At 54.3% G+C, this 21,903-nt stretch carries 15 protein-coding genes; 6 read left to right on the forward strand and 9 right to left on the reverse strand.

Annotated elements, in window-relative coordinates; translation table 11 throughout:
- Positions 1 to 3: 3 nt before the first annotated feature.
- Entirely contained in the window at positions 4 to 1,041 is a 1,038-nt protein-coding gene (locus FBR45_RS21805) for a hemin-degrading factor (RefSeq protein WP_138506277.1), read from the forward strand.
- A gap of 368 nt (positions 1,042 to 1,409) precedes the next feature.
- The gene (locus FBR45_RS21810; RefSeq protein WP_138506279.1) at positions 1,410 to 2,348 is read left to right on the forward strand and encodes a S1/P1 nuclease; all 939 of its coding nucleotides are present in this window, start codon (positions 1,410 to 1,412) and stop codon (positions 2,346 to 2,348) included.
- 9 nt (positions 2,349 to 2,357) lie between these two features.
- Here FBR45_RS21810 and FBR45_RS21815 read toward each other — a convergent pair whose 3' ends face one another.
- From FBR45_RS21815 to FBR45_RS21830, 4 genes are all read right to left on the reverse strand, one after another.
- A complete protein-coding gene (locus FBR45_RS21815; protein ID WP_138506281.1) occupies positions 2,358 to 2,561 on the reverse strand; it encodes a hypothetical protein in 204 nt (67 codons plus the stop codon).
- On the reverse strand, positions 2,551 to 3,756 hold the full coding sequence (locus FBR45_RS21820) for a PepSY-associated TM helix domain-containing protein (RefSeq protein ID WP_246082338.1): 1,206 nt from the start codon (positions 3,754 to 3,756) through the stop codon (positions 2,551 to 2,553). Before FBR45_RS21820 ends, FBR45_RS21815 begins: the two co-directional genes overlap by 11 nt.
- Positions 3,757 to 3,819: 63 nt before the next feature.
- On the reverse strand, positions 3,820 to 6,273 hold the full coding sequence (locus FBR45_RS21825; protein WP_138506283.1) for a TonB-dependent receptor: 2,454 nt from the start codon (positions 6,271 to 6,273) through the stop codon (positions 3,820 to 3,822).
- Between the two features lie 174 nt (positions 6,274 to 6,447).
- Positions 6,448 to 7,695, reverse strand: coding sequence for a cation:proton antiporter (locus FBR45_RS21830; protein WP_138506285.1), 1,248 nt, complete (start codon positions 7,693 to 7,695; stop codon positions 6,448 to 6,450).
- Between the two features lie 79 nt (positions 7,696 to 7,774).
- On the opposite strand from FBR45_RS21830, the gene FBR45_RS21835 reads away from it, so the two are divergent.
- On the forward strand, positions 7,775 to 9,172 hold the full coding sequence (locus FBR45_RS21835; RefSeq protein WP_138506287.1) for a DUF389 domain-containing protein: 1,398 nt from the start codon (positions 7,775 to 7,777) through the stop codon (positions 9,170 to 9,172).
- 15 nt (positions 9,173 to 9,187) lie between these two features.
- Here FBR45_RS21835 and FBR45_RS21840 read toward each other — a convergent pair whose 3' ends face one another.
- From FBR45_RS21840 to FBR45_RS21850, 3 genes are all read right to left on the reverse strand, one after another.
- Complete coding sequence (locus tag FBR45_RS21840) at positions 9,188 to 11,404, reverse strand: bifunctional alpha,alpha-trehalose-phosphate synthase (UDP-forming)/trehalose-phosphatase (RefSeq protein ID WP_138506289.1); 2,217 nt, start codon at positions 11,402 to 11,404, stop codon at positions 9,188 to 9,190.
- A gap of 121 nt (positions 11,405 to 11,525) precedes the next feature.
- Positions 11,526 to 14,222 carry a TonB-dependent receptor domain-containing protein gene (locus FBR45_RS21845; RefSeq protein WP_138506290.1) on the reverse strand — a complete coding sequence of 899 codons (2,697 nt, stop codon included), beginning with the start codon at positions 14,220 to 14,222 and terminating at the stop codon, positions 11,526 to 11,528.
- Positions 14,223 to 14,331: 109 nt separating this feature from the next.
- Positions 14,332 to 16,074, reverse strand: a complete 1,743-nt coding sequence (locus FBR45_RS21850; RefSeq protein ID WP_171044936.1) for an alpha-amylase family glycosyl hydrolase — start codon at positions 16,072 to 16,074, stop codon at positions 14,332 to 14,334.
- Positions 16,075 to 16,494: 420 nt separating this feature from the next.
- On the opposite strand from FBR45_RS21850, the gene FBR45_RS21855 reads away from it, so the two are divergent.
- The gene (locus tag FBR45_RS21855; RefSeq protein ID WP_138506294.1) at positions 16,495 to 17,670 is read left to right on the forward strand and encodes a sensor histidine kinase; all 1,176 of its coding nucleotides are present in this window, start codon (positions 16,495 to 16,497) and stop codon (positions 17,668 to 17,670) included.
- 104 nt (positions 17,671 to 17,774) lie between these two features.
- Positions 17,775 to 18,143: a DUF1304 domain-containing protein gene (locus FBR45_RS21860; RefSeq protein WP_138506296.1), complete on the forward strand. Its 369-nt coding sequence runs from the start codon at positions 17,775 to 17,777 to the stop codon at positions 18,141 to 18,143.
- Between the two features lie 97 nt (positions 18,144 to 18,240).
- On the opposite strand, the gene FBR45_RS21865 is transcribed toward FBR45_RS21860, so the two are convergent.
- A complete protein-coding gene (locus tag FBR45_RS21865; protein WP_138506298.1) occupies positions 18,241 to 19,176 on the reverse strand; it encodes a sterol desaturase family protein in 936 nt (311 codons plus the stop codon).
- Between the two features lie 283 nt (positions 19,177 to 19,459).
- Positions 19,460 to 20,659 carry a glycosyltransferase family 87 protein gene (locus FBR45_RS21870; RefSeq protein WP_138506299.1) on the reverse strand — a complete coding sequence of 400 codons (1,200 nt, stop codon included), beginning with the start codon at positions 20,657 to 20,659 and terminating at the stop codon, positions 19,460 to 19,462.
- Between the two features lie 191 nt (positions 20,660 to 20,850).
- Between FBR45_RS21870 and FBR45_RS21875 the strand changes: the two genes are divergently transcribed.
- Positions 20,851 to 21,882 carry an alkaline phosphatase D family protein gene (locus FBR45_RS21875; protein WP_138506301.1) on the forward strand — a complete coding sequence of 344 codons (1,032 nt, stop codon included), beginning with the start codon at positions 20,851 to 20,853 and terminating at the stop codon, positions 21,880 to 21,882.
- The last annotated feature ends 21 nt before the right edge of the window (positions 21,883 to 21,903 follow it).

The following is a 21,903-nucleotide window of genomic DNA, read 5'->3' on the forward strand; positions in this document are numbered from 1 at the left end:
TTTATGACAACCGACCTCCTATCTCTCAAAGCACGCTGGACCGATTTACGCCAGCAGCAGCCCCAAAGCCGAATTCGTGATGCGGCTCAACAACTCGGGGTCAGTGAAGCCGAATTGCTCGTTACAGGCCTTGGAGAAACCGTTACCCGACTCACCGGCGATTTTCGTGAGCTGCTCAAACAGGTTACCTCGCTAGGCTACGTGATGGCGCTTACCCGCAACGATGTGCTGGTGCATGAACGCAAGGGCGTATATGAGAACGTATCATTCTCGAACCACGTAGGTTTGGTACTAGGTCCCGATATAGACCTGCGGCTTTTTATGAACCGCTGGCAGTGGGGATTTGCAGTGCAGGAAAACGGCCGAAAAAGTTTGCAGTTCTTCGACCCACAGGGACAGGCCGTGCATAAAATCTATCTCACCGATCGCTCCGACGAGGCCGCCTACAACCAGTTGGTAACCCGCTTTCAGGATAGCCAGCAATCGGCCGAACTGACCCTGTTACCCCCGGCTCCCAAAGAGATAGACAAGGACGACACGGACATCGACGTGAGCGGATTTCGGCACGGCTGGCTCCACATGAAGGATACGCACGAATTCTTCAGCCTGCTTCGTCAGTACGGGGTGGGGCGTCAGCAGGGATTACGGCTGGCCCCCGAAGGTCATGCTCAGTTGCTGTCGATGGAGGTGTTAAAACGGGTATTCGCCGAGGCAGCTGACCGGCAGGTATCCATCATGGTTTTCGTATCAAACCCCGGCTGCATTCAGATTCATACCGGGCCTGTTCATAAGCTCGTAACCATGGGTCCCTGGTTCAATGTACTAGACCCCACGTTTAATCTGCACCTGAATGAACCCCGCGTCGATCAGGTCTGGCTGACCCGTAAACCAACTACGGACGGCATTGTGACGGGCCTGGAGCTTTTTGACAAAGACGGGCAGAACGTGGCGCTCATCTTTGGTGAACGAAAACCCGGTAAGCCCGAACTGACCAGCTGGCGCACGCTGGTCGACGATATGGCGGCAACGACAGTTTCCTGAAACCCAGCTCGTTCTTTCGAAGGCCTTCTTTTGCCCTCGGCATCTGGATGTTAGCAAGACTCCGCATCTGTATCACTCAACGCGGCATTCCTGCTAACACAAATTGCTGACGTTATTGTGCATGAGTACAAACACCCCGTAAAAACGACTCAACCCCGGCGAGAACTGGGGTTGAGTCGTTTTTTGACGATACCACCCCATTGGACATCCGGCTACGTTTCGCGCATCCGCATTTATTTCTGCGCTGTATCCGACTTTAACCAGCTGACTACAAACAGGTAGGCGTTGGCGCCACATCTGTTCATCACCTGTAGTTTGGTAGGCTGGTGGTAAGGGTTTTACCTTTGCAACCCGATTCAGTTATCCTCATGACCAACAAACTAACCGTGAAAAAAAACTGGCTATGGCTGGTTTTTGTATCGATTACCATTCAGGCCTACGGCTGGAACAAGCCGACCCACATGGCGATCGGCGCCATTGCCTACCGCGACCTAAAGCAGAAATCGCCAAAAACGCTGGCCCACGTACTAAGCTTACTTCGGCAGCACCCCGACGTGAAAACGCGCTGGGCACCGATGCTCGCCGACACCACCCTTTCCCCTGAAGAAAAAGACAGGTATTTGTTCATGCTGGCCGCGCGCTGGCCCGACGACATACGGGGTCAAAATAATCCAAACGACCACGCCACCTGGCATTTTATCAATTATATCTACAATCCGTCGCTGGGTATTGCCCGCACCGATTCGTCGCTGGCCACGGGCGAAAATATTGTGCAGGCGTTTGCCCTGAACCAGCAGATCCTGCAAAGCGACGCGCCCGACAGCGCGAAATCGATTGCTCTTTGCTGGTTGTTTCACCTGGCGGGGGATGTCCATATGCCGCTCCACACGGCAGCCCTGATCAGCCCGCAGTTTCCGGAAGGCGACCGGGGCGGCAATCTGTTCAAAATCAAGGTGAGCATGAGCAATCCGACCCTAAACCTCCACTCGTTCTGGGACGGTATGCTGCTGGGGAAAGATCAGTTTCGGGCGGCTGACCAGCTGGCCATCGAACTGCTGAAGAACCACCCGAACCGCAAACGGATACGGGGGCGAAAACCGGCCATTCAGGCCTGGTCGACCCAAAGTTTTGACCTGGCCCGATCGCTGGCGTACCGACAGGGGGCACTCGTTCCGGGCACCGGGACCGAAGGGGCCGTTCTCCCTCCCGACTACGTAGCCACCGTAAAACCGGTTGCCGAACAGCAGGTTGCCTGGGCCGGTCACCGGCTGGCGGGCACATTACAGGCCGACGTGACGCGCCACTGACAAGGCGAGCTAGGTCCGTCGGCCGGCCGGGCGCGGCCGGGACGGGCGGGGCTTTGTCACATACCAGGCCGTAACGACCAGTGGGATGCCCAGGCTAATCCACGACAGGATGTCCCAGCCGTCGTTACCGACCAGGGCCGCAATCAGGCCAATCAGGCCCAGGACGTTCAGTACCAGGGGTATGGTCCAGATGTGCCAGAATTCACGCTTCATGGGCCGACGTTTTTTCCAGGTTGAGGGATAAAATTTCCTGCTCATCTACCGCACTGTCGCGTTTCGACAGGGTTCTGGCGAGCTGGGCCTGGGTAGCTTTGTACCGGGCAAACCAGAGATACAGGCCGCTGATCAGGATGACGATCATGATCAGATCAAAGACCGCCCAGATAATTTTGAGCGGCAACCCACCATAGTCTCCGAAATGAAGCGGCTGCGACAGAAAGAAGGCGTTGACGTACCAGGGCATAGTACGAACGTCGGTCAGGGCACCGGTTTTGGCGTCAATGAGTACCGGTTTCACCAGTCGCTCGGTCAGGGGCGTATTTCCCTTCATGAATACCGCATAATGGTGCTGGCTGGAATAAGGCGTACCCGGATAGGCGATAAAGGACGGACTCATGTCGGGAGCGGTACGGAGCGCTACTTTCATCGCCTTATCGAGCGGACTGAGCTGGCCCGTTAATGGTGCTTCGTTTTTGTAGGGCGCTACCATCTCGGCCAGCTGGCCCTGTTGCCAGAAACCCAGTACCACTTCGGCCAGGGTATTGACCACCCCCGTCAGGCCAACCACCGAGGCCCAGATGACGGTGACCACACCCAGCATATTATGCATGTCGAGCCACTTGAGCCGGGTTGATTTTTCGGTCCGGATCATACCGAAGTTGAACCGGCGCATGATGGGGCTGTAAAGCATCAGACCCGATAGGATGGCCACGAAAAACAGCAGACCCATCAGCCCCAGAAATAGCTTACCACCCAGGCCCAGAAACATGTCGACATGCAGCTGAAGCATGATGTACATAAAGCCTTCCTTAACGGCCGGTTCTTCGAGAACCTGAGCGGTCCGGCTGTCCAGAATAAGCAGGGTGTAATCATCGGCAGGCGACGTGATCGAGTCAGACAGGGTGAAAGTAGTCGTGTTCGGTTCGTGTTCGTCCCAGTAGGTGTAGCGGATTACCTTGTTCGGGTAATGTTGACGGGCCTTTTCGGCCAGTTTCTCCAGCGGCACCTGGGGAGTACCGGCAGGCAGGACCGGTGCCAAAGGCGCTTTACCCTCCATATGCTCGATCTCTTCATGAAATATCAGGGGTAAGCCCGTCAAACAAAGCATCAGCAAAAACGCCGTGCAGATGAGGCTGGTCCATTTATGAATCAGAAACCAGGCTTTAATCTGTTTTGTGGTGCTCATCATGGCTAATCGTAACCGGTTAGAAACAGACCGTCAGCCCAGACTTTCCGGGCTGACGGTAGTTGTTTAGAATGTATAGCTTACACTACCCGCAAAATTCCTCAGCTTCTGCGGGTTAGCGGTTGTGTAGCCGACCCAATAGCGCTGGTTGGTGAAGTTGTCGACCTTACCCGACACGCGGAATTTTCGGTAGGTATAGAAGACCGATGCGTTCAGGATCGTATAAGCAGGCAGGATAAATACGCCCTGACTGATACTATTGAGAATTTTATTATCGCTGGCGTAGTTACCACCTACGCCCACGCCAAGCCCCTTGATGAGATTGTCGGGCAGCCGGTAGCTGACCCATAAATTGGCCAGATAAGGCGATGAAGCGGTTGAAGGTCGGCGGCCGTTTACGTCGGCATCGGCCCGTACGAGTTTGGCGTCGTTGTAGCTGAAGCCAGCCACTACGTTGAGACCCCGGGCCGGGTTTGCAATCACTTCCATCTCTACGCCCTTGCTGGTTTGAACCCCGTCCTGAATCTGGGCAAAGCGGGCGGCAGCCAGCGGGTTCGGATCGGTACGCAGGATGTCGTTTACGCGAATCGAGTAATAACTGATGGTCGTGCTGAGTTTACCTCCGAAAGCGTCCAGTTTAACCCCGGCCTCTACCTGGTTAGCCCGCTCCAGCTTAGCCTGACGCTGGCTGGTGCTGTCCGGAGCCTGCAGATCAAACGCGTTGTAGACACCCCGGTTGTTGAAACTATTCTGGTAGTTGGCGAAAAGGGCAACCACATCTTTCACGGGCTGATAAACCAGACCGAATTTCGGCGAAAGAGCGGTTTGCTGAAAAGCGGCTACGGCTCCCCCTTCCGAACCGCCTTTGTTGTCGTAATGATCGACCCGTAGGGCGGCCAGCACGCTGAGCTGATCGGTCAGGTTCAGCACATCCGATGCGTAGGCGCTGTAAATGTTGCGCTTGTTGATAATAGGGTACGTGAACTGGGGAGGACCGCTGGCGTAGATCGAGTCCATACGGCTCCCGCTAAAACGGCTATAGTCGAAGCCCGGCACGTTGAGTGGCACTGCATCGAACGTGCTGCCGAAGAAACGCTGGTTCGAGTTGATGCGCAGGAAGTCGAGACCTACAACCACCCGATTGCGTAGTGAACCGATTCGAAAATCACCGTTCAGGTTCTGCTGCACCTCGAACACATCGTTCCGGCTATTGTCTGTCGACTGATCGGCCCGGGTCAGATAATTGGCCTTGCCCGCATCGGCCGGGTTACCCGTTACTACGTTGTCCGGTACCAGGTAAAAGTAAGCGCCCTTGCCGTCGGAGAAACTCTGGCTCGAGGTAATGTTTGTAGAGGTGGTGAAGGTAGGCGACAGGCGGTAGTTGATCTGCCCGAACAAGTTGGTACTTCTCGAATTCAACGACAGACCGTCACCCATGTAGGAGTTGCGGTAGTCCAGGTTCAGCTGATCGGCGCGGGTGGCACCCAGCTGGTCGGCCGGAAAGTAGAAGAATATCATTTGTTTGCCGACACTCTGCACCCGGGTGATCTCGGCGTCGAGCAAAATCGATAACCGCTCGTTCGGTCTGAACATCAGACTCGGCGCCAGCGCAAAACTGCGGTTGTAGCCCTGGGTCTGGAAGGTGCCTTCGTAGTTGTAGGCAGTGTTGACGCGCAGCAGCAACGAACGCGACGCGTTGAGGGGCGTGTTTACATCCAGGCTTACCCGGTTAAAATTGTAGCTACCGCCAGCCAGGGTGACCTCACCGCCAACCGTTTCGTAGGGCTTCTTGGTTACCCGGTTCATCAGCCCGCCATACGACGTCAGCGCACTCCCGAACAGGGTAGCCGAAGGGCCTTTGATGACTTCCAGCTTTTCCAGATTGACCGCATCGATACCGCTCGATACGTAGCCGGCCACGCCATTTCTCAGCGAGCTCTGCAGAATGAAGCTGCGGCTGTTGTAAAAACTACCCCCATCGCCCGAGCGGCCGGTTGCTTCCCACATCCGCTGTACACCCGGCGCGTTCCGGATGGCATCATCGACCGAGAAAACCAGTTGTTCGGCCAGCAACTCCTTCCCGACCGAGGTATAGACCTGCGGATTTTCCAGGTTTTTCAGCGGCATCTTCGACACATAATCACTCGAGGTGCGCGAAAATCGGTTTATCTGGCCCGCGCTGATGATGACTTCCTGCAGTTGAGCTGCATTTTCAGCCAGCACGAACGACACGGTTGTGGTTTCTCCGGCCGTAACGGTAATGGTTTGCTCGGCGGTTTTCAATCCGACCGACGATACGCGAATGGAATATGTACCGGCTTTGACCCGGTTGATGACAAAATCGCCCTGGCTATTGGTTAGGGCGCCCAGACCCGTTGAACCTAGTGTAACGGTGATGCCTTCGGCTGGGTTACCATCGGCGGTAGTGACATTCCCCCGAACAGCCGAGCCCATCTGAGCCAGCACGTTAGCTGAGGAAATGGTAATGAGTATACACAGGAAAAAATAAACTGATCTCATGGTGGTGCGCTTTAATTAGCGCACAAAAAAAGTAGGCAAATGCGAGAATTAAAAATAATTTTTAATTATTCTAAATAAATCTCCTACAAAATCGACCTGTAAACTCATTGTGTAGACTGCCAGTCAGGCAGGACAAAATCCCTTCTGACTGGGAGTCTACCCATGGTGCCCAGTTCAGATACCCCGGTACAAACGCTGGATCAGACGCTCCAAGGTGAGGCCCTGCCCAATCACCGAAAACAGCACGACTACATAGGTAATGGCCACGATCAGGTTTTTATCGGGCACCTCATTGCTGATCGAAAGCGCCAGGGCTACCGAAATTCCGCCCCGCAGACCTCCCCAGGTCATCATGATCGGCGCTTTGTTGTCGAGGGTAAGCCAGGGACGCGCCAGTCGATAGGGCAGCCAGATGGCTATGTACCGACAAACAAGAACCAGCACGATTGAGAGGATAGAGATGAGCCAGTACGAAGAATCGAAGTCGATAATCAACAGCTCCACGCCAATTAGCACAAACAACAGCGCATTCAGGATGATATCAATCAGCTCCCAGAACTTATCGACATACTCTTCGGTCTGATCACTCATGGCGTAGTGCCGGGCCCGGTCGCCCACAAAAAGGCCAGCCACCACCATCGCCAGCGGGCCGGACACGTGCAGCTGCTGCGCCAGTAAGCTTCCCCCCATTACCCCGGCCACCGTCAGCATTACCTCCGTCTGGTAGTGGTTGATGGATCGCAGTAGCCGGTACATACCGTACCCGAGTGCCAGGCCATAGAGCAGCCCACCGCCCGCTTCCTCCAAAAAAAGTAATCCAATTTCGCCAGGGCTAACGCTGCTGCCCGATCCGCCCAGTACGATCCGGTAGATCGACGCGAACACAACTACGCCCACGCCGTCGTTAAAAAGAGATTCGCCCACAATATTCAGCTTCACGCTGTCGGGTAGTCGGAAACGGGCCAGAATCCCCAATACGGCAATCGGGTCGGTGGGCGAAATCAGGGCACCAAACAGCAGACAAAGCGGATAGCTCAGTCCGAAGCCCAGCCAGGCAGCCAGGTAGTATAATCCCGTGCCGACCAGCGCCGTACTCAACAACACCCCGACAAACGCAAATAGAATAACCGATCGACGCTCGACCCGTAACAGAGCCACATTGGTATGAAAAGCGCCCGCGAAGAGCAGAAAACTAAGCATCACATCGAACAGCACCCAGTTGAAATCAATGCTGGCTACCGTTTCGCGCGCCAGCGTAAACAGCTCCGGCCTAACCGAATGTACAGCAATGAAAAAGAGAGAAAAACTGACCGAAACCACCATAATACCGATCGCATCGGGCAGTTTTAAAAAGCGCGTATTCAGATACGCAAACAGCGCGGCCGTAACAATCAACAGGGTAATGAGTGTATATAAGTCCATAGGCGAAAACTATTTTTGAATTAAATCGAGTACATTACTTCATTAAATTGAGACATGCAGGCGTGTCTTTTCCTGTGCAATGACGACAAACCCTCTTAACCAGCGGTCAACGAAACGACCGGATCTGTTTACCCGGACTGGTACGGTACTGCGCGAACGATTCAGCCTCGACGACGACAAGGACAACGAAGCCGATGTGATCCAGTCCATCAACCGGGGAATCGAGTTCAAAGGCATCAATCTCTGGACACTCATCTTTGCCATTTTTATCGCGTCGATTGGTCTGGATGTCAATTCAACGGCTGTCATCATCGGGGCTATGCTCATATCCCCGCTGATGGGACCCATTATGGGTATAGGCCTCGGCGTCGGCATCAACGATCTCGACATGATCGGCCGGGCGCTGAAGAATCTCAGCATCGCCGTTTTTATCAGTTTGCTCACTTCAACCGCCTATTTTTTTGTCAGTCCCCTCCACGTGGCCCAGTCCGAACTGCTGGCCCGCACGTCGCCAACAGTATGGGATGTGTTCATTGCCTTCTTCGGTGGACTGGCCGGCATCGTGGCCGGGTCGCGCCGGGAAAAAGTAACAAACGTTATTCCCGGAGTGGCCATCGCCACGGCCCTGATGCCGCCTATTTGCACGGCTGGCTACGGGCTGGCCAACGGTAACCTGTATTATTTTGCCGGAGCTTTCTACCTGTTCCTGATCAACAGCGTCTGTATCAGCCTGGCCACGTTACTGATCGTTCGTTTTCTCGGCTATCACCAGAAAGCGTATGCTTCTCCAGAAATTGAACGCCGGGTACGAACAACAATCTGGCTGGCCGTTTTGGTGGTGGTAGTTCCCAGCAGTTACCTGGGTTACCAGATTGTTCGCAAAACGATCTTTGAGCAGGTCGCCCAGCGGTTCGTTACCAACGAGTGTAATTTTCAGTTTCGGCAGGTCATCAACTACACCGCCCGCTACAACCGGCAGCAGAGCCTGCTCGAGCTGACCATGGTAGGCGAGCCCCTACCCAAAGACTCGATCAACCTCTTACGCGCTAAATTGCCCGGCTATGGCCTGGGCAACGTAAACCTGGTTGTTCGTCAGGGGAGCTTTAAAGATGCCGAAGTTGATGTCGATGCCATTACCAATACCGTAACTGACCAGGTCATCAAGTACAGCCAGGCTTCCATTGCCCGCAAGGATCAGGTCATCGATTCGCTACGTCAGCGCATCGAACTGAGTGAGTCGACGGGGCTGCTGCCGGTTGAAGACCTTCGTAACGAGCTAAAGACACTCATGCCAGACGTTCGTACGTTCACCGCGGCCCGGTCGCTGGTCGTCAACAGCAACAGCAGTAAACCGGACACCGTTTTACTGGTTTACGCCCGGTTTAGCCGGCGTCATTCGGCAGCGGAGCGAAACCGGATTCAGCGTTGGCTCCAGAGTCGTACCAAGAGCAAGCGGGTCAAACTACTGGTCGAGTGAGCAGCCGCCCGCTTGTCAGGCCGTAACCAGCACGTCGCTCATGCGTTTGAGCAGGGTTTCAACATCCTGCTGGCGGGCCAGCCGATAGCGCGCGTAGGATGCACCAGAGCCGACTTTTAGGGTGTAGGCCCAGTTAGGTAATTGCCGAAACATGTCTTCGTCGGTGGTGTCATCGCCAATGCTGACGATAAAGTCGTAGGGAATCTGCTCGAAGATCGACAGAGCGACCGTTCCTTTGCTGTGCAGGGAGGGCTTCACTTCAACAACCTTATTGCCCTGAATGACGGCCAGTGGCGTGGAGGTGCTGACATCGCGGAGCTGAGTGGCCAGTTCTACACTCTGGGTGTCTACATCATCGGCCTCAACGAGCCGGTAATGCCAGGCTATGGCCGTTTCTTTCTCCTCAATGAACGAGCCGGGAAACCGGTCGACAAACTGGTTCATAACCATCCGGATCGGCTCCACCCAATCGCCGGCCGACAAATCGAGTCGCTCCCAGGGCTGTCCGGGCTTTTTGAGGAATGCGCCATGCTCGGCTACCAGATGGACGGGTATCGAGTCGAAGGTTTTTTCCAGAAACGCCCGGTTGCGGCCACTGATCACAACCAGGTCGGTGGCCTCGGCCAGTCGGGAGAGCGACTCGCGCAGGGAGTCGGAAGGACGTGCACTAGCCGGATCATCGACAATCGGAGCCAGGGTACCATCAAAATCGAACAACAACAGTCGCTGTTGTGCTTCGGCAAACGCCGTCAGGAAAGGGCTCAGTACCAGGTCTGTTTCCAGACCTGGCTGACTGCCCGGAACTTCGTCAAAGGCCATAAGAAAATCGTGACTCCAGCGAAAAACATTGTAATTCTGTAAGTGATGACGCATGCGCTGCATCCGGCGCTCCTGCTCCTCAGGAGCCATGTGTAGCCCCTGTTTGATGGCATCGGCTACCTCCTGCGTATCGGTCGGGTTGATGATCAGGGCATCTTTCAGCTCCTGGGCGGCACCAGCCAGTTCACTCAGGATCAACACCCCCCGGTTGTCTTGCCGACTGGCCACAAACTCCTTGCAGACCAGGTTCATCCCATCCCGGATGGGGGTTATCAGCGCCACCTCGCAGAGGGTATAGAGGGCCATCAGTTCGGTAAACGTCATCGATGCGTAGGAGTACACAATAGGCCGCCAGCCAATACTGCCGAATAGCCCGTTGATCCGCCCGACGGTTTCTTCGATCTCCCGCTTGATTTCCTGATACTGCTCGATCTTGTCGCGCGAGGGCACCACCGTCATCACGAACGTTACTTTGTCGTGCCAGTCGGGGTTCTGGTTCAAAAATCGCTCGTACCCCAATAGCCGGGAGGTAATCCCTTTGGTATAATCGAGTCGATCGACGGAGAAAATTATTTTGTTCTGCCGCAGCTCGGAGTGGTAAAAATGACGGGTGTCGATGACAGCCGGCTCCTGCCCTGAACTGTTGAACTTGTTGAAATCGACACTGATCGGAAAATCGTTCACCACCACCGTCCGGTCAGGCAACACGATCCGGTTCCCGATAATGGGCAGGTTCAGCACCTCCGATACGCTCTGGATAAAGTGCTGTACATAATCGGCGGTATGGAACCCAATCACATCAGCCCCCAGCAGCCCGTCGATAAGCGCCTGCCGCCAGGTGCGGGGCAGCAGTTTAACAATTTCGTAGGTCGGGAAGGGTATATGGAAAAAGTACCCGATAGTTGCATCCGGCCGGGCCTCTCTGACCTGCCGGGGCAATAGCATAAGCTGGAAATCATGAATCCAGACCAGATCGCCGGGTTCGATCAGCTGGTCGAGTTCTTCCAGAAAACGGGTGCTGGCCTGCTGATAATGATCAAAATTTGGCTCGCTGAACGATGCGTAGGACGGAAAATAGTGAAAGAGGGGCCAGATCAGGTCATTGCTGAACCCTTCGTAAAACCCCTTATGCACGGCTTCGTCCATGAAGACCGGATGGGCTACAAACGTCTCGTTTTCGAAGACCGACTGATCGATCGATTTCAGTTTCGGGTCGGCATGACCCACCCAGTGTATTTTGGTAGCCTGACCGTCGGGGTTGTTCCCCATACGCTCGGCCATCGACAGCACCGCGGAAACCAGACCGCCCGAGTTCTGCACAAGCTCCAGGCCTTCTTTGGTCTGCTTTATGGTAAACGGCAGACGGTATGAAACAATAAGAAGGCGTTTAAACAATGGCTTTGATACTTTCATTCAGTTGGCACGTTGCTTTTTTACAAATCTCGCTTACACGATTTAGAAGCGGATTAACTACATATTATGACTCGAATCCGGGACAGTAACGAACTAATGCGTCTGCCCCGGATCGGCCCTGCTAATTTGAAAAGTCCGGATCGCCGGCCGGATTGTCGGGCTGACGATCATCGTTATCCCGCTCCTGCTCCCGGCTGATCTGACGACTCAGACGGTAGCTGAACCCAATAAATCCGATCCGGCTCTCGCGTTTGCTGAGGCTCGTCGCCAGAAAATTGGGTCCGAAACTGTCGCTCTGGAACTGGAGGGTGTTGAACACATCGCTGACCCGCAGCGATAAGGTACCCCTCCCCTTCAGAACCGTTTGTTTAACGCCCAGGTCTACGTTTGTGAAACTATTGATTGTCCCCTGCGCCACCAGAAACGGCGACCGGTAGTTGTACACAAGCTGAATGGCGGTTTGCCGGGTCGGTTTCAGATCAAACGTTACCCGGCCGGTCCAGCTCCGGTTGGTCCGGGAGAGAATGTCGGGCACGTCGGCGCTGGCCAGGATCGATCGTTGAAAAAACGAGAAGTTTCCACTGGCTTTCCACCAACGAGTAATGTCCTGGTTAAGAACCACCTCCAGCCCGTAATTCTGGGACCGGTTGAGGTTTAGCGACGTCTGTTCCGTTATACCATCTTCGCGTAGGATGCGGTAGTTTGTAATCTCGTTATTGGTCTGTCGGAAAAACAGCGACGACGTCAGCGAGGTACTTTTCCCATTCCAGAGGTGGCTCAGCTCGAAGGAGTTGATCAGTTCAGGATTCAGCAAGGGATTTCCGAACCGAATGTTGAGTGGGTCCGAGAGATCGATGAACGGGTTCAGCACCCGGACCGACGGCCGGTTGATTCGCCGGGTGTAGTTGATCTGAAGCTTTTGGGCCTGGCTCAGGTTGTAATTGACAAAGGCGCTCGGGAACAGATAGATATAGTCGGTGGTGTTGCGCTGGCTGGTAGTCCGCTGGTCGGTACTGATACTAGTGTATTCGGTCCGTAGCCCAACCTGGTAGCTGAATTTTTTCAGTTCATTTCCCAGATTTACGTAGGCAGCACTGGTTTGTTCGTCGTAGATGAAATTATTGCTGATACCGGGGTTCAGCACCCAATCCTGACCCTCCAGGTTTTCGAACACGTAGTTGGCACCCAGCTGGCGGGTGGTGTATTTAAGCCCTCCCTCCAGCCGCTTTTTGCCTTTCAGTGGTTCTACATAGTCGAGCTGCAATACCCCAACCCGGTTGTCACGGTCGTTGGTGGCCCGCTGATCGCCGATCAGGAAATTGGGGGTGAGCAGCGTTTCGGGCAGGGTTGTCGTATTCGTGAACCGTTGAAATTCGGTCCCTTTGTTGGTCGACAGGGTAGCATCGAACGACAGCTCGCGCCCTTTTTTCGGGAAAGTCCGGCGGTAACCGAGTGTGTAGTCAAGCCCCCGTTCGGGTTCGCGTTCTTCGTTGGTACGATAGGTTTGCCCGAGCGAAAGCCGGTTTTCGTCCTGCGTATCGAAGGTTTCTGCCTCGCTGTCGTAGCTGTACCCCGGTCGGTAAAGTGCCGACACCGTAATATTGTCCCGTTCTGAGAGCGTATAGTCGAAGCCCAGACGCAGGTTGTTATTGACCCGGCGTCTGACCGCATCGTTGCGCTGCGCCAGGAACGATGTCGAATCGGTAAACAGGTTCTGCCGGTCCGAGATCCGGTACTGAAACCGCCGGTCTTCCCGGAAATTGTAGCTACCAAACAGGTTCAGCTTTTTGAAGCGGGCGTTCAGATTGATCGACGCATTGTACTTATCGCGCGTACCTACGTTTAGCTGAACGGTGCCGTTGAAGCCAGCCGCCCGCTCTTTCTTCAGCACGATATTAATGATCCCCGCGGCCCCATCGGCGTCGAAACGAGACGAGGGGTTGGTGATAATTTCGATGCGCTCGATGTTACTGGCCGGAATCTGTTCCAGAATGGCTTGCCGGTCCAAACCCGTTAGTCCCGATGGTTTCCCGTCTACCAGCACAATAACGTTACTGCTCCCCCGTAGACTCAGCACCCCATCCACATCCAGCGTAACCGACGGTACGTTCTGCAAAATATCGACCGCCGAGCCGCCCTGCGCAATGGGCAGCTGGTCGACATTCACAATCTTCCGGTCGAGTGAGTATTCGTAGGCCTGCCGCTGCCCCTGAACAACGACCTCTTCCAGCTGCTGCGATGTTTCGGTGATAATGACGTTCCCCAGGTTAACGGTGGCATTGGCGGCCGTTACCGTAATTCGGGGAATCCGCTTGGGGGCATACCCCAGGCTCTGAATGAGAATGTAATAAACGTCGGGGCTCAGGTTGGCGATACTGAAATACCCGTTCTCATCCGTCAGTCCTCCCGTTACCGAACTGGAGTCGCGGGTGCGGAACACGCCTACACTGGCAAATTCGATAGGTTGGTTTTTCCCGCCCTGCACGGTTACCAAACGGCCCCGTAAGGTTCCTATTGCGGCCGTAGCCTCACCAGCCGATTGACCTGGCTGAGTCGGTACCGGTGACGTCTGGCTACTATCCCGGGTAGCGGGCAGGCTTGTACCAGCGTTACCGGGTATCGACTGCCGTACCGTGTCGGGACGATCGGCCGAGTTGAGCTGGGTTGTATCGGGGCGAGTTGGGGTTACGGGCTGCAGCGTATCGGGTGCCATACCCAGCGCCTGCCTAAGCGAAGCGGGCGACGGCTGCTGCGCCCGGGTAAGCGATGCTACCAGACAAAAACAGACGACAGAGCAGCTAATAAATAAATGATTCATTCAGAAGATGTTGAGTAGAAAAGGTCGTACCTAGTTAACCTTTTCCCAGACGCTGTGTTTGAACGCAGCGCCCCTAATTACCAATCAGTACGGGCCAGACGCTGACGAGTTAATCGGCGCAGGCCTGCGGGTCGGGCTGGTCGCAGCCTTTATAAATTAAAATCGACTCGGGTTGCAGGGTAATTGTATCACCGTCCGACAACCATTCGGGCCCGGCTTCGGGTCCGAGCCAGGCCGGATCGGCCGAGTCGATCAGCTTATGCCAGTAGGTGTTGAGGGCAGGGATGGCAATGTCCCGTTTCTCTTCCGAGAAATTCATCAGGCAAAGAACATCGTTCCGTTCGTACCAGCGGTGAACCACCATCGTTTCCTGCTCGGGCTGTTGATTGACCGAGGTTTGTTTCCGATTCAGATGATACAGAGCCGGTTGCTGTCGACGAAGGCGGGTCAACGCCTGATAGTAAGCATACAGCGTCTTGTTCGTCTCACCGGCCTGGGCGTCTGAACCGGCGGGGTTAGGATCGGTGTCAGCAGAGGGCTCCGTACCGCCCTCGGCAGGCGTCAGAACGGCGAAGGGATTAGCCCCGCCCCATTCGTCGCCCATGAACAGGGAAGGCACGTAAGGACTCACCAGGATGGAGCCAGCCATGAGCTTCATGGACTCGAAGCTTGGCTGGTCACCCCCCTCCTCGGTTGCCGAGAGTGCGTGTCCGGCTTCGTGAGGGCGGGTAAACATCACGCTGGGCTCACTAACGATTGTCTCGGCCTCCCGGCCAAACAGTTCGCGGAGCACCGAGGAGAACTGCCTGTCGTAGATAAAGTCTTCGCGGTAGGCTTTCTTCGTATGCCCGTCGGTTTCGTAGTAATTCCGATACGCCTGGTCTGCTTTGACGGGGCGCCCCCCAGCCATCGGTTCGGCTTCCTGTTCGGGACTATCTTCGACCAGCAGGTAATAATGACGGCCTGTTAAGCCGGTCAGCGCATCGGCCTGCTGCCGGATGTCGCTCAGAATGGCTTCCGCATCGAGCAATACCTGAAGATCGTTTAACCGAAGGGCATCTACGTGAAAATCACGCAGCCACATCAACGCATTTTCAACGATGTATTGCCGGCGTGCCTGCCGCCAGGCCCGACCGTTGTTACCCGTTTGGCGACGACTGCGATCATCCGATCCGGTGCAACGCGCGGCTACGTCTTCCAGATACTGCTTTTGCTGGTCGACGTGGTTGTAAGACAGGTCGACGGTTACGGCGATGCCTTCGTAATGGCAGGCGTTGACCAGTTTCTGCAGCTGGCCCGGCCCGCCGTAGGAAGCCTGCACCGCATACATGAAAATATCCGGGTGATGCCCCTTCTGTGCATCGGGAAAAGGCGTGACGGGTCGTACTACGATGGCGTTTACCCCCAGCGCCTTCAGGTACCCGAGCTTGTCGGCAATGCCCATAAAAGTACCCTCGGCCGAGAACGTATATACATCCAGTTCGTAAATGATATACTCGTCGAAAGGGGGATTAACCCAGCAGGTATCCTCCCAGTAAAAGGCGCTGGTATCGAACGCCTGGGAGGGGCCGTAAATCCCATCCGGTTGAACCAGCGAGGCCGGGTCAGCGTACTCTTCTTCGTTTTCAAGGACAAACGAATACCGATCGCCAGGCTTAAGCTGGTCTGTTTCAGTCGACCAGTAGCCCGATTCAGAGCGGGTGAGCGGCAGCGTCAGGCTGTCGCGATTGATGGTGACGGCCACCTGACCGGCATACGGAGCCCATAGATGTATCTTCGCTTTCTGCTCGGCATCGAATGTAACCCCGAGTGTTCGTCTGTTTATCTCTACCTGGCCCATAATGCTTTTCATTAACGTGAATTGAGAACTTGACAACGGTCGACAGATTGACCAAAAACCCGGCCTCCGGCCCCCAGTTATCCGTCCTTTCTGCTTGTATAAACCAGAAATCCACCAAATTGTATGCGTTTGCGCAGCATGTTGACAGCTCTGCATAGCTGCACAACGGAAAAGAGAGAGGCAAAAACCGTAAGAATGGCCAGCGGTTTCAGCAGTCGGAGAAGTAAGGACATGGGCTTATTCGTTGATCAACCGGTGATAACCAACAAACTACGGGGCAACTACTTAGAATGGACTTAACCTAATCTTAGAAAAACATTAGATTACCGCGCTGGCCATTCCCTTATTCGGCAGGTTACCATTCAGTAAACTATCGGACGGAACCTAAACCTTACCCTTCTACTTTAGTAGATTATTCAAATTCTATTGCCTATGTCTGGTTTGCCTTCCGCTTTGATCAATGAACCTACGTTTCTCCGCCATATCCTTGATTCAACTCAGCTAGGGGTTGCCATTTTTGAACCGGTAACTGACGAGCAGGGTCAGGTAATCGATCTTAACTTCGTGTATGTCAACAACCGGCTACGGGAAATGTATGGGGGGGCCTTACCGCCCGATTTGCCCCGGCCGGTTTCCTACCTCCAGCTTTTTCCCAACGCAAGGGCATTGTTTGACGAATACCTGAGGGTGCTGCATACCGGCCAGCCATACCAACGGTCAGAGCTAGCCTATACCTGGAACGGGATTGACGGCTGGTTCGATCTGGCGGTGAGCCGGTATGAAAACAGGCTGGTGCTTATTACATCTGATGTTACGTCCATCAAACAGATGCAGCTTGTGCTGAAGCATCAGACCAGTGAGCTGGTCACGCTTAATCAGGAGTTGATGCGCTCGAACCAGGAGCTGCTCGAATTCTCGTACGTAGCGAGTCACGATCTACAAGAGCCACTCCGAAAAATTCAGCAGTTCGGCGACATGATGATCGAGATCTATGCCACGCAACTCGGGAACCACGGAACCGACCTGCTCAATCGAATGAAAAACGCGTCGGTCCGCATGTCGGCGCTGATCAATGACCTGCTCGACTATTCTCGATTGACCCGACAGCCTGACACCTTCCGTAAAAATAATTTGAACGACATTGTTGAGACTGTGCTGACCGACCTCGAAGTTGTCATCAGCGAGACAAACGCCCGTATCGAGGTTACCCCCATGGCCGAAGTCGTTTGCGACGCAAGCCAGATCAGCCAGCTCTTCCAGAACCTGCTGACCAACGCCATCAAATTTACCCGCCCCGGCGAGTCGCCCCACATCATCATACACAGCCGAACGGTTCAGGCCCACGAGCTCCCCGTCGAGTTTAGGCCCATCACTGCCCGGCCAACCTATAATCTGATCGAGGTTCAGGACAACGGCATCGGCTTTGATCAGGCCTACGCAGATCAAATTTTCGGCGCCTTTCAACGGCTCCATAGCCGAACCGATTACCCCGGAACCGGCATAGGGCTGGCCATCGCGAAGAAAGTGGTTTTGAACCACGACGGATTTATAAAGGCGACAGGTAATCCGGGCCGTGGCGCGGTCTTTAGCATTTATTTACCGATCTAGCTCGTTTAGCAGACAAAATTCGTACCCTTGTTCATCGGTAAAGCCCAGGTCGATCCCGATCCGCTTAGCCGTAGCTTTGTGTATGCATCTAAACCCATCGTGCCATGAAAGTAGCCGCTCAGATTTTCGTTGGACTGGTTGCCGTTGAACACCTGTACATTCTCTGGCTGGAAATGTTTGCCTGGACAACCCGGGGTCGAAAAACTTTCCGGTCATTCCCGCCCGAACTGTTCGAGCCGACAAAATCACTGGCGGCCAATCAGGGATTGTACAACGGTTTTTTGGCGGCTGGTCTGGTTTGGTCGTTGCTGATTCAGGACCCGATCTGGCAGGTATATGTCGCCTGCTTTTTTCTGGGATGCGTGATTGTGGCCGGCGTGTTTGGGTCCTTAACCGCCCAACGTTCTATTTTCTTTATTCAGGCGGTACCGGCCCTGATCGCGCTGGCATGTACGCTCCTCAGCCGGGGATAACCATTCAAGATAGCCACCAGGTCACGAAATAACCCAGTCTGGGCCTATGACGTCAAAGGCTCAGACTGGGTTATCGTATAGTATCGAGTATGGCCTTTCAGGCAACCGACGGTACCTCTGCGGGTTCGGGCTTGGCCTCACCAGCCTGCTTGGTCTCGGCAATTTTGATAGGGCTACCAAACACGTAGAACAGCTTCTGGCGCAGACCACGGGCATTCTTTACATCGCGGGCCATGTCGGCAAACTCGTGAAAGTTGATATGAAACGGGTTGCCTTTTTGTTCAATGTTGGTCGTGATGCCATAAATCGGCCGCTCTTCTTCGGGTTGGTACGTACCGAACAACCGATCCCAGAAAATAAAGGTAGCACCGTAGTTCTTGTCAATGTACTTAGGTTGCGAACCGTGGTGAACCCGGTGGTTCGAGGGCGTCGCGAAAACATACTCGACCCAGCGGGGCAGTTTTCCAATGTACTCCGTATGCACCCAGAACTGAAACAGAACAGCAATCTGGTTGGTGGTGAAGAAAATAACCGGGTGAAATCCGATCAGCGCCACCGGCAGGAAGAATATAATTTTCAGATGCTGTACCCAACTTAGCCGGAACGAGACGCTCAGGTTATAGTGCTCACCGGAGTGGTGTACCACGTGGGTTGCCCACCAGAACCGCTGCTCATGCGAGATACGATGCGCCCAGTAGCTGAAGAAGTCAAAAATCACGTAACAGGGAAGCAGCGTCCACCAGGATAGCTCCATGCGCCAGGGAAGGGCATTATAGATCCAGACGATGGCATACAGCAGCGCGAGTTTGGTGGCAGCCCCTACGGCCAGCGCCCCCAGCCCTACCAGCACCGAGCCAACCGTTTCTTTGCGTTCATAAAACGGCTTTTCTTCCACGTAGGCCGCTATCATCTCGATCGCGGTAAACAAAATCATAAAAGGGACAGCCCACAGAATAAGGTTGGGTGCCGACTGCTCGACGGGACCAAGCTGGTCTAATGAAATGGGGGGAGCACCGAAAAAAGAAGTATTCATAGCGGAGTACTAACAGGTTGCTGATAAAATACGTAGTCAACTGGCTGTCCTTGTCTACGTCACGACCAAAAGGCGTTCTGCAGGATCAGACTCTTTGCAGCTCCAGGCCGTCTTTTTCTGAAACAGGAATGACTCGTTCAGGCCGTCAAGTTTGGCCCAAAAGAATCGAAATTTGCTTAGAAACTACTTAGCCGCTGCTTAGAATCTGATTAGCTTGACAACGATTCACCAGACTAAAGTAGGCGATCTAGCTCAAAATTCAACCCTTTTTAGCTCGTATTGCTCAAACCGGTATCAATTCCGGGCGAGTTGGCTTCTTGTCATAAGTCAGGAGTTTATACGTCAGCCGCGCCCAGATGGCCATGCAGAACACACCTTTGAAGACATAAGGCTCAACAAATGACTGGCGCAGGCCGGCCGGAAAAACATCGGTCGGCGAGAGTGACGTAAAGACAAAAGCCAGTAAAACGAGTACCCGGTCCAGAGCGGTGGCTGAGCGGGTGAAGTACCAGATGGCCACGCCCCCCATGGCAATAATAAAGGTCGGCGACTCGGCCTTGTGGTTGAAGATAACCACCCAGATCAGCACCGAAGCCAGCAGCAGCAGCCGGTATCCGTAGTCGGCATAGAGCGACAAGCGGGCCAGCGGAGCAAGGAGTAATACCGCTCCCAGCCCAACGACGAGTAGTTTGGGAGGTTCTGCTGAAAACCAGGTAGATAACCAGCCCATGACCGAATAACCCAGTGAGCTTGAATGGTCGGCCTGTAACATGACCCACCAGTTCTGATACTGGTTTAGCAGTTGCGGGCCCGTTATGACCACCAGGGGTAGCAGTAGTAAAATCAGGGTCCAGACCAGGGTATACGCCACGGCTGCCGGTTTGCGGGGGTACAGCAGGAACAGCATAAACGCTACGACCCCAAAGATTTTTATAAAAACACTGCCCAGCATCAACAGGGTGGCCCAGATCAGCTGCCCCCGCTCCAGAAAAATAAAACTCCAGATCAGCATACCCAGAATCAACCCGTTGCTTTGCGAATTTTGAATGGAGGTCAGCAACTCGATCAGAACAAACCACCTCAGTTTGACGGTTGTTTCCCGGGCCAGTCGGGGCAGATGTTTGATACCAAAAAAAAGGACCAGCGTGTTGAGCGCATTCCAGAAAAAGAGGCCCAGCCAGTTAGGCAGCCACGCCAGCGGGGCCATGAGCAGCGCGAACGTAGGTGAGTACTTATACAGATCCCACTGTTCGGCCAGGTAGTAGGTGTACAGGTTTTGATTGCCGAGCAGGTGGAAGAACGAATTCCTGAAAATGATATAGTTGTTGTAATGCGTATATACCTGTTCACTACCGGCAACGGAAACGGGCGTCAACAAATACTGCTGAATGCTGGCCAGCAGGGTGATCAGGCCATATACGGTGAGCAGTACCGGTTCTCTGCCGAAAAACAGGATGACTTTTTGAAAACGTGAGCGATTCATGCAGGCTGTACGAGAGACTGGCGCCAAAACTACAACAGTTAACCCTGTATAGTGAATAGATTTTCACGGGTGATGCCATCGAGGCTATTTTTCCGCCCCCCATTTCGCTCAGCCTGCCAGTATTAACAAATCTTGAAGTCAGTCCTATTACGCCATTGACTACCTAGTTTTGTGCGCTTAACCAGTCAACGATGCTACCATTTACCAAACAACTTGCCATTGGGTTTCTGGGCTGCGCAGCCGTTATCGGATGCCGCACGCCTAAATCAGAAACCAGTAACCGGGCCGACCAGACGCCTGTTTCGACGATCGCATTCGGGTCGTGTAGTGACCAGAAACGCCCGCAGCCCCTATGGGATGACATCGTAGCCCAAAAGCCGAATGTATGGATATGGCTGGGTGACAACGTGTACGGGGATACCGAAAACATGGATACTCTGAAAGCGAAGTATAATCGTCAGAAAGCTAACCCCGTCTACCAGCAGCTCCGTCAGTCGGCCTCGATCATTGGCGTATGGGACGATCATGATTACGGGGTGAACGACGGTGGCAAAGAGTACCCGCGTCGGAAAGAGAGCCAGCAGCTGATGCTCGACTTTCTGGATGTACAGGCCAGCGATCCGCTTCGCAGGCAGGAAGGGGCCTACTCAGCCCACGTCTATGGTCCCGTGGGAAAACGGGTAAAGGTCATCCTGCTCGACGGCCGCTACTTCCGCGACCCGCTCAGGAAAGAAGGCAAACTGAACGTACCGGACCCCTCGGGCGATCTGCTGGGCGAGGCACAGTGGGCATGGCTGGAGAAGCAGCTCACGAACTCCGATGCCGATGTTCACCTGATTGGCTGCGGAATTCAGTTTCTGCCCGAAGAACACCCGTACGAAAAATGGGGCAATTTTCCCGTTGCCCGCCAGCGCTTTCTGGACCTGCTGGCCAAAACAAAGCCGAAGGGCGCGCTGTTGCTTAGTGGTGACCGGCATATTGCCGAAGTGTCGCGCGTGCAGGTTCCCGGCCTCGGCTACGACCTCTTCGACATTACCAGCAGTGGTCTGACCCACGTGTCGAAACCGCATGAAGAACCAAACCGCCACCGCGTGGGTGAGATGGTTGCCAAACTGAACTACGGTTTGATCACCATCAACTGGGGGGCTAAGCCGCTGACGGCTACCGTCCGGATCAACGGCGATGACCAGGCCACTCACCTTACCCAGACGGTTACCTTCTGAAGTGTCTGAAGGGGTCGGCGT

Origin of the sequence: Spirosoma lacussanchae, assembly GCF_005870035.1 — a bacterium.
Lineage (GTDB): Bacteria > Bacteroidota > Bacteroidia > Cytophagales > Spirosomataceae > Spirosoma > Spirosoma lacussanchae.

Bases quoted from the DNA above. Each gene is read 5' to 3' on its own strand.
- FBR45_RS21805 (WP_138506277.1), top strand. From the start codon at position 4: ATGACAACCGACCTCCTATCTCTCAAAGCACGCTGGACCGATTTACGC.
- FBR45_RS21810 (WP_138506279.1), top strand. From the start codon at position 1,410: ATGACCAACAAACTAACCGTGAAAAAAAACTGGCTATGGCTGGTTTTT.
- FBR45_RS21815 (WP_138506281.1), bottom strand. From the start codon at position 2,561: ATGAAGCGTGAATTCTGGCACATCTGGACCATACCCCTGGTACTGAAC.
- FBR45_RS21820 (WP_246082338.1), bottom strand. From the start codon at position 3,756: ATGATGAGCACCACAAAACAGATTAAAGCCTGGTTTCTGATTCATAAA.
- FBR45_RS21825 (WP_138506283.1), bottom strand. From the start codon at position 6,273: ATGAGATCAGTTTATTTTTTCCTGTGTATACTCATTACCATTTCCTCA.
- FBR45_RS21830 (WP_138506285.1), bottom strand. From the start codon at position 7,695: ATGGACTTATATACACTCATTACCCTGTTGATTGTTACGGCCGCGCTG.
- FBR45_RS21835 (WP_138506287.1), top strand. From the start codon at position 7,775: ATGACGACAAACCCTCTTAACCAGCGGTCAACGAAACGACCGGATCTG.
- FBR45_RS21840 (WP_138506289.1), bottom strand. From the start codon at position 11,404: ATGAAAGTATCAAAGCCATTGTTTAAACGCCTTCTTATTGTTTCATAC.
- FBR45_RS21845 (WP_138506290.1), bottom strand. From the start codon at position 14,222: ATGAATCATTTATTTATTAGCTGCTCTGTCGTCTGTTTTTGTCTGGTA.
- FBR45_RS21850 (WP_171044936.1), bottom strand. From the start codon at position 16,074: ATGAAAAGCATTATGGGCCAGGTAGAGATAAACAGACGAACACTCGGG.
- FBR45_RS21855 (WP_138506294.1), top strand. From the start codon at position 16,495: ATGTCTGGTTTGCCTTCCGCTTTGATCAATGAACCTACGTTTCTCCGC.
- FBR45_RS21860 (WP_138506296.1), top strand. From the start codon at position 17,775: ATGAAAGTAGCCGCTCAGATTTTCGTTGGACTGGTTGCCGTTGAACAC.
- FBR45_RS21865 (WP_138506298.1), bottom strand. From the start codon at position 19,176: ATGAATACTTCTTTTTTCGGTGCTCCCCCCATTTCATTAGACCAGCTT.
- FBR45_RS21870 (WP_138506299.1), bottom strand. From the start codon at position 20,659: ATGAATCGCTCACGTTTTCAAAAAGTCATCCTGTTTTTCGGCAGAGAA.
- FBR45_RS21875 (WP_138506301.1), top strand. From the start codon at position 20,851: ATGCTACCATTTACCAAACAACTTGCCATTGGGTTTCTGGGCTGCGCA.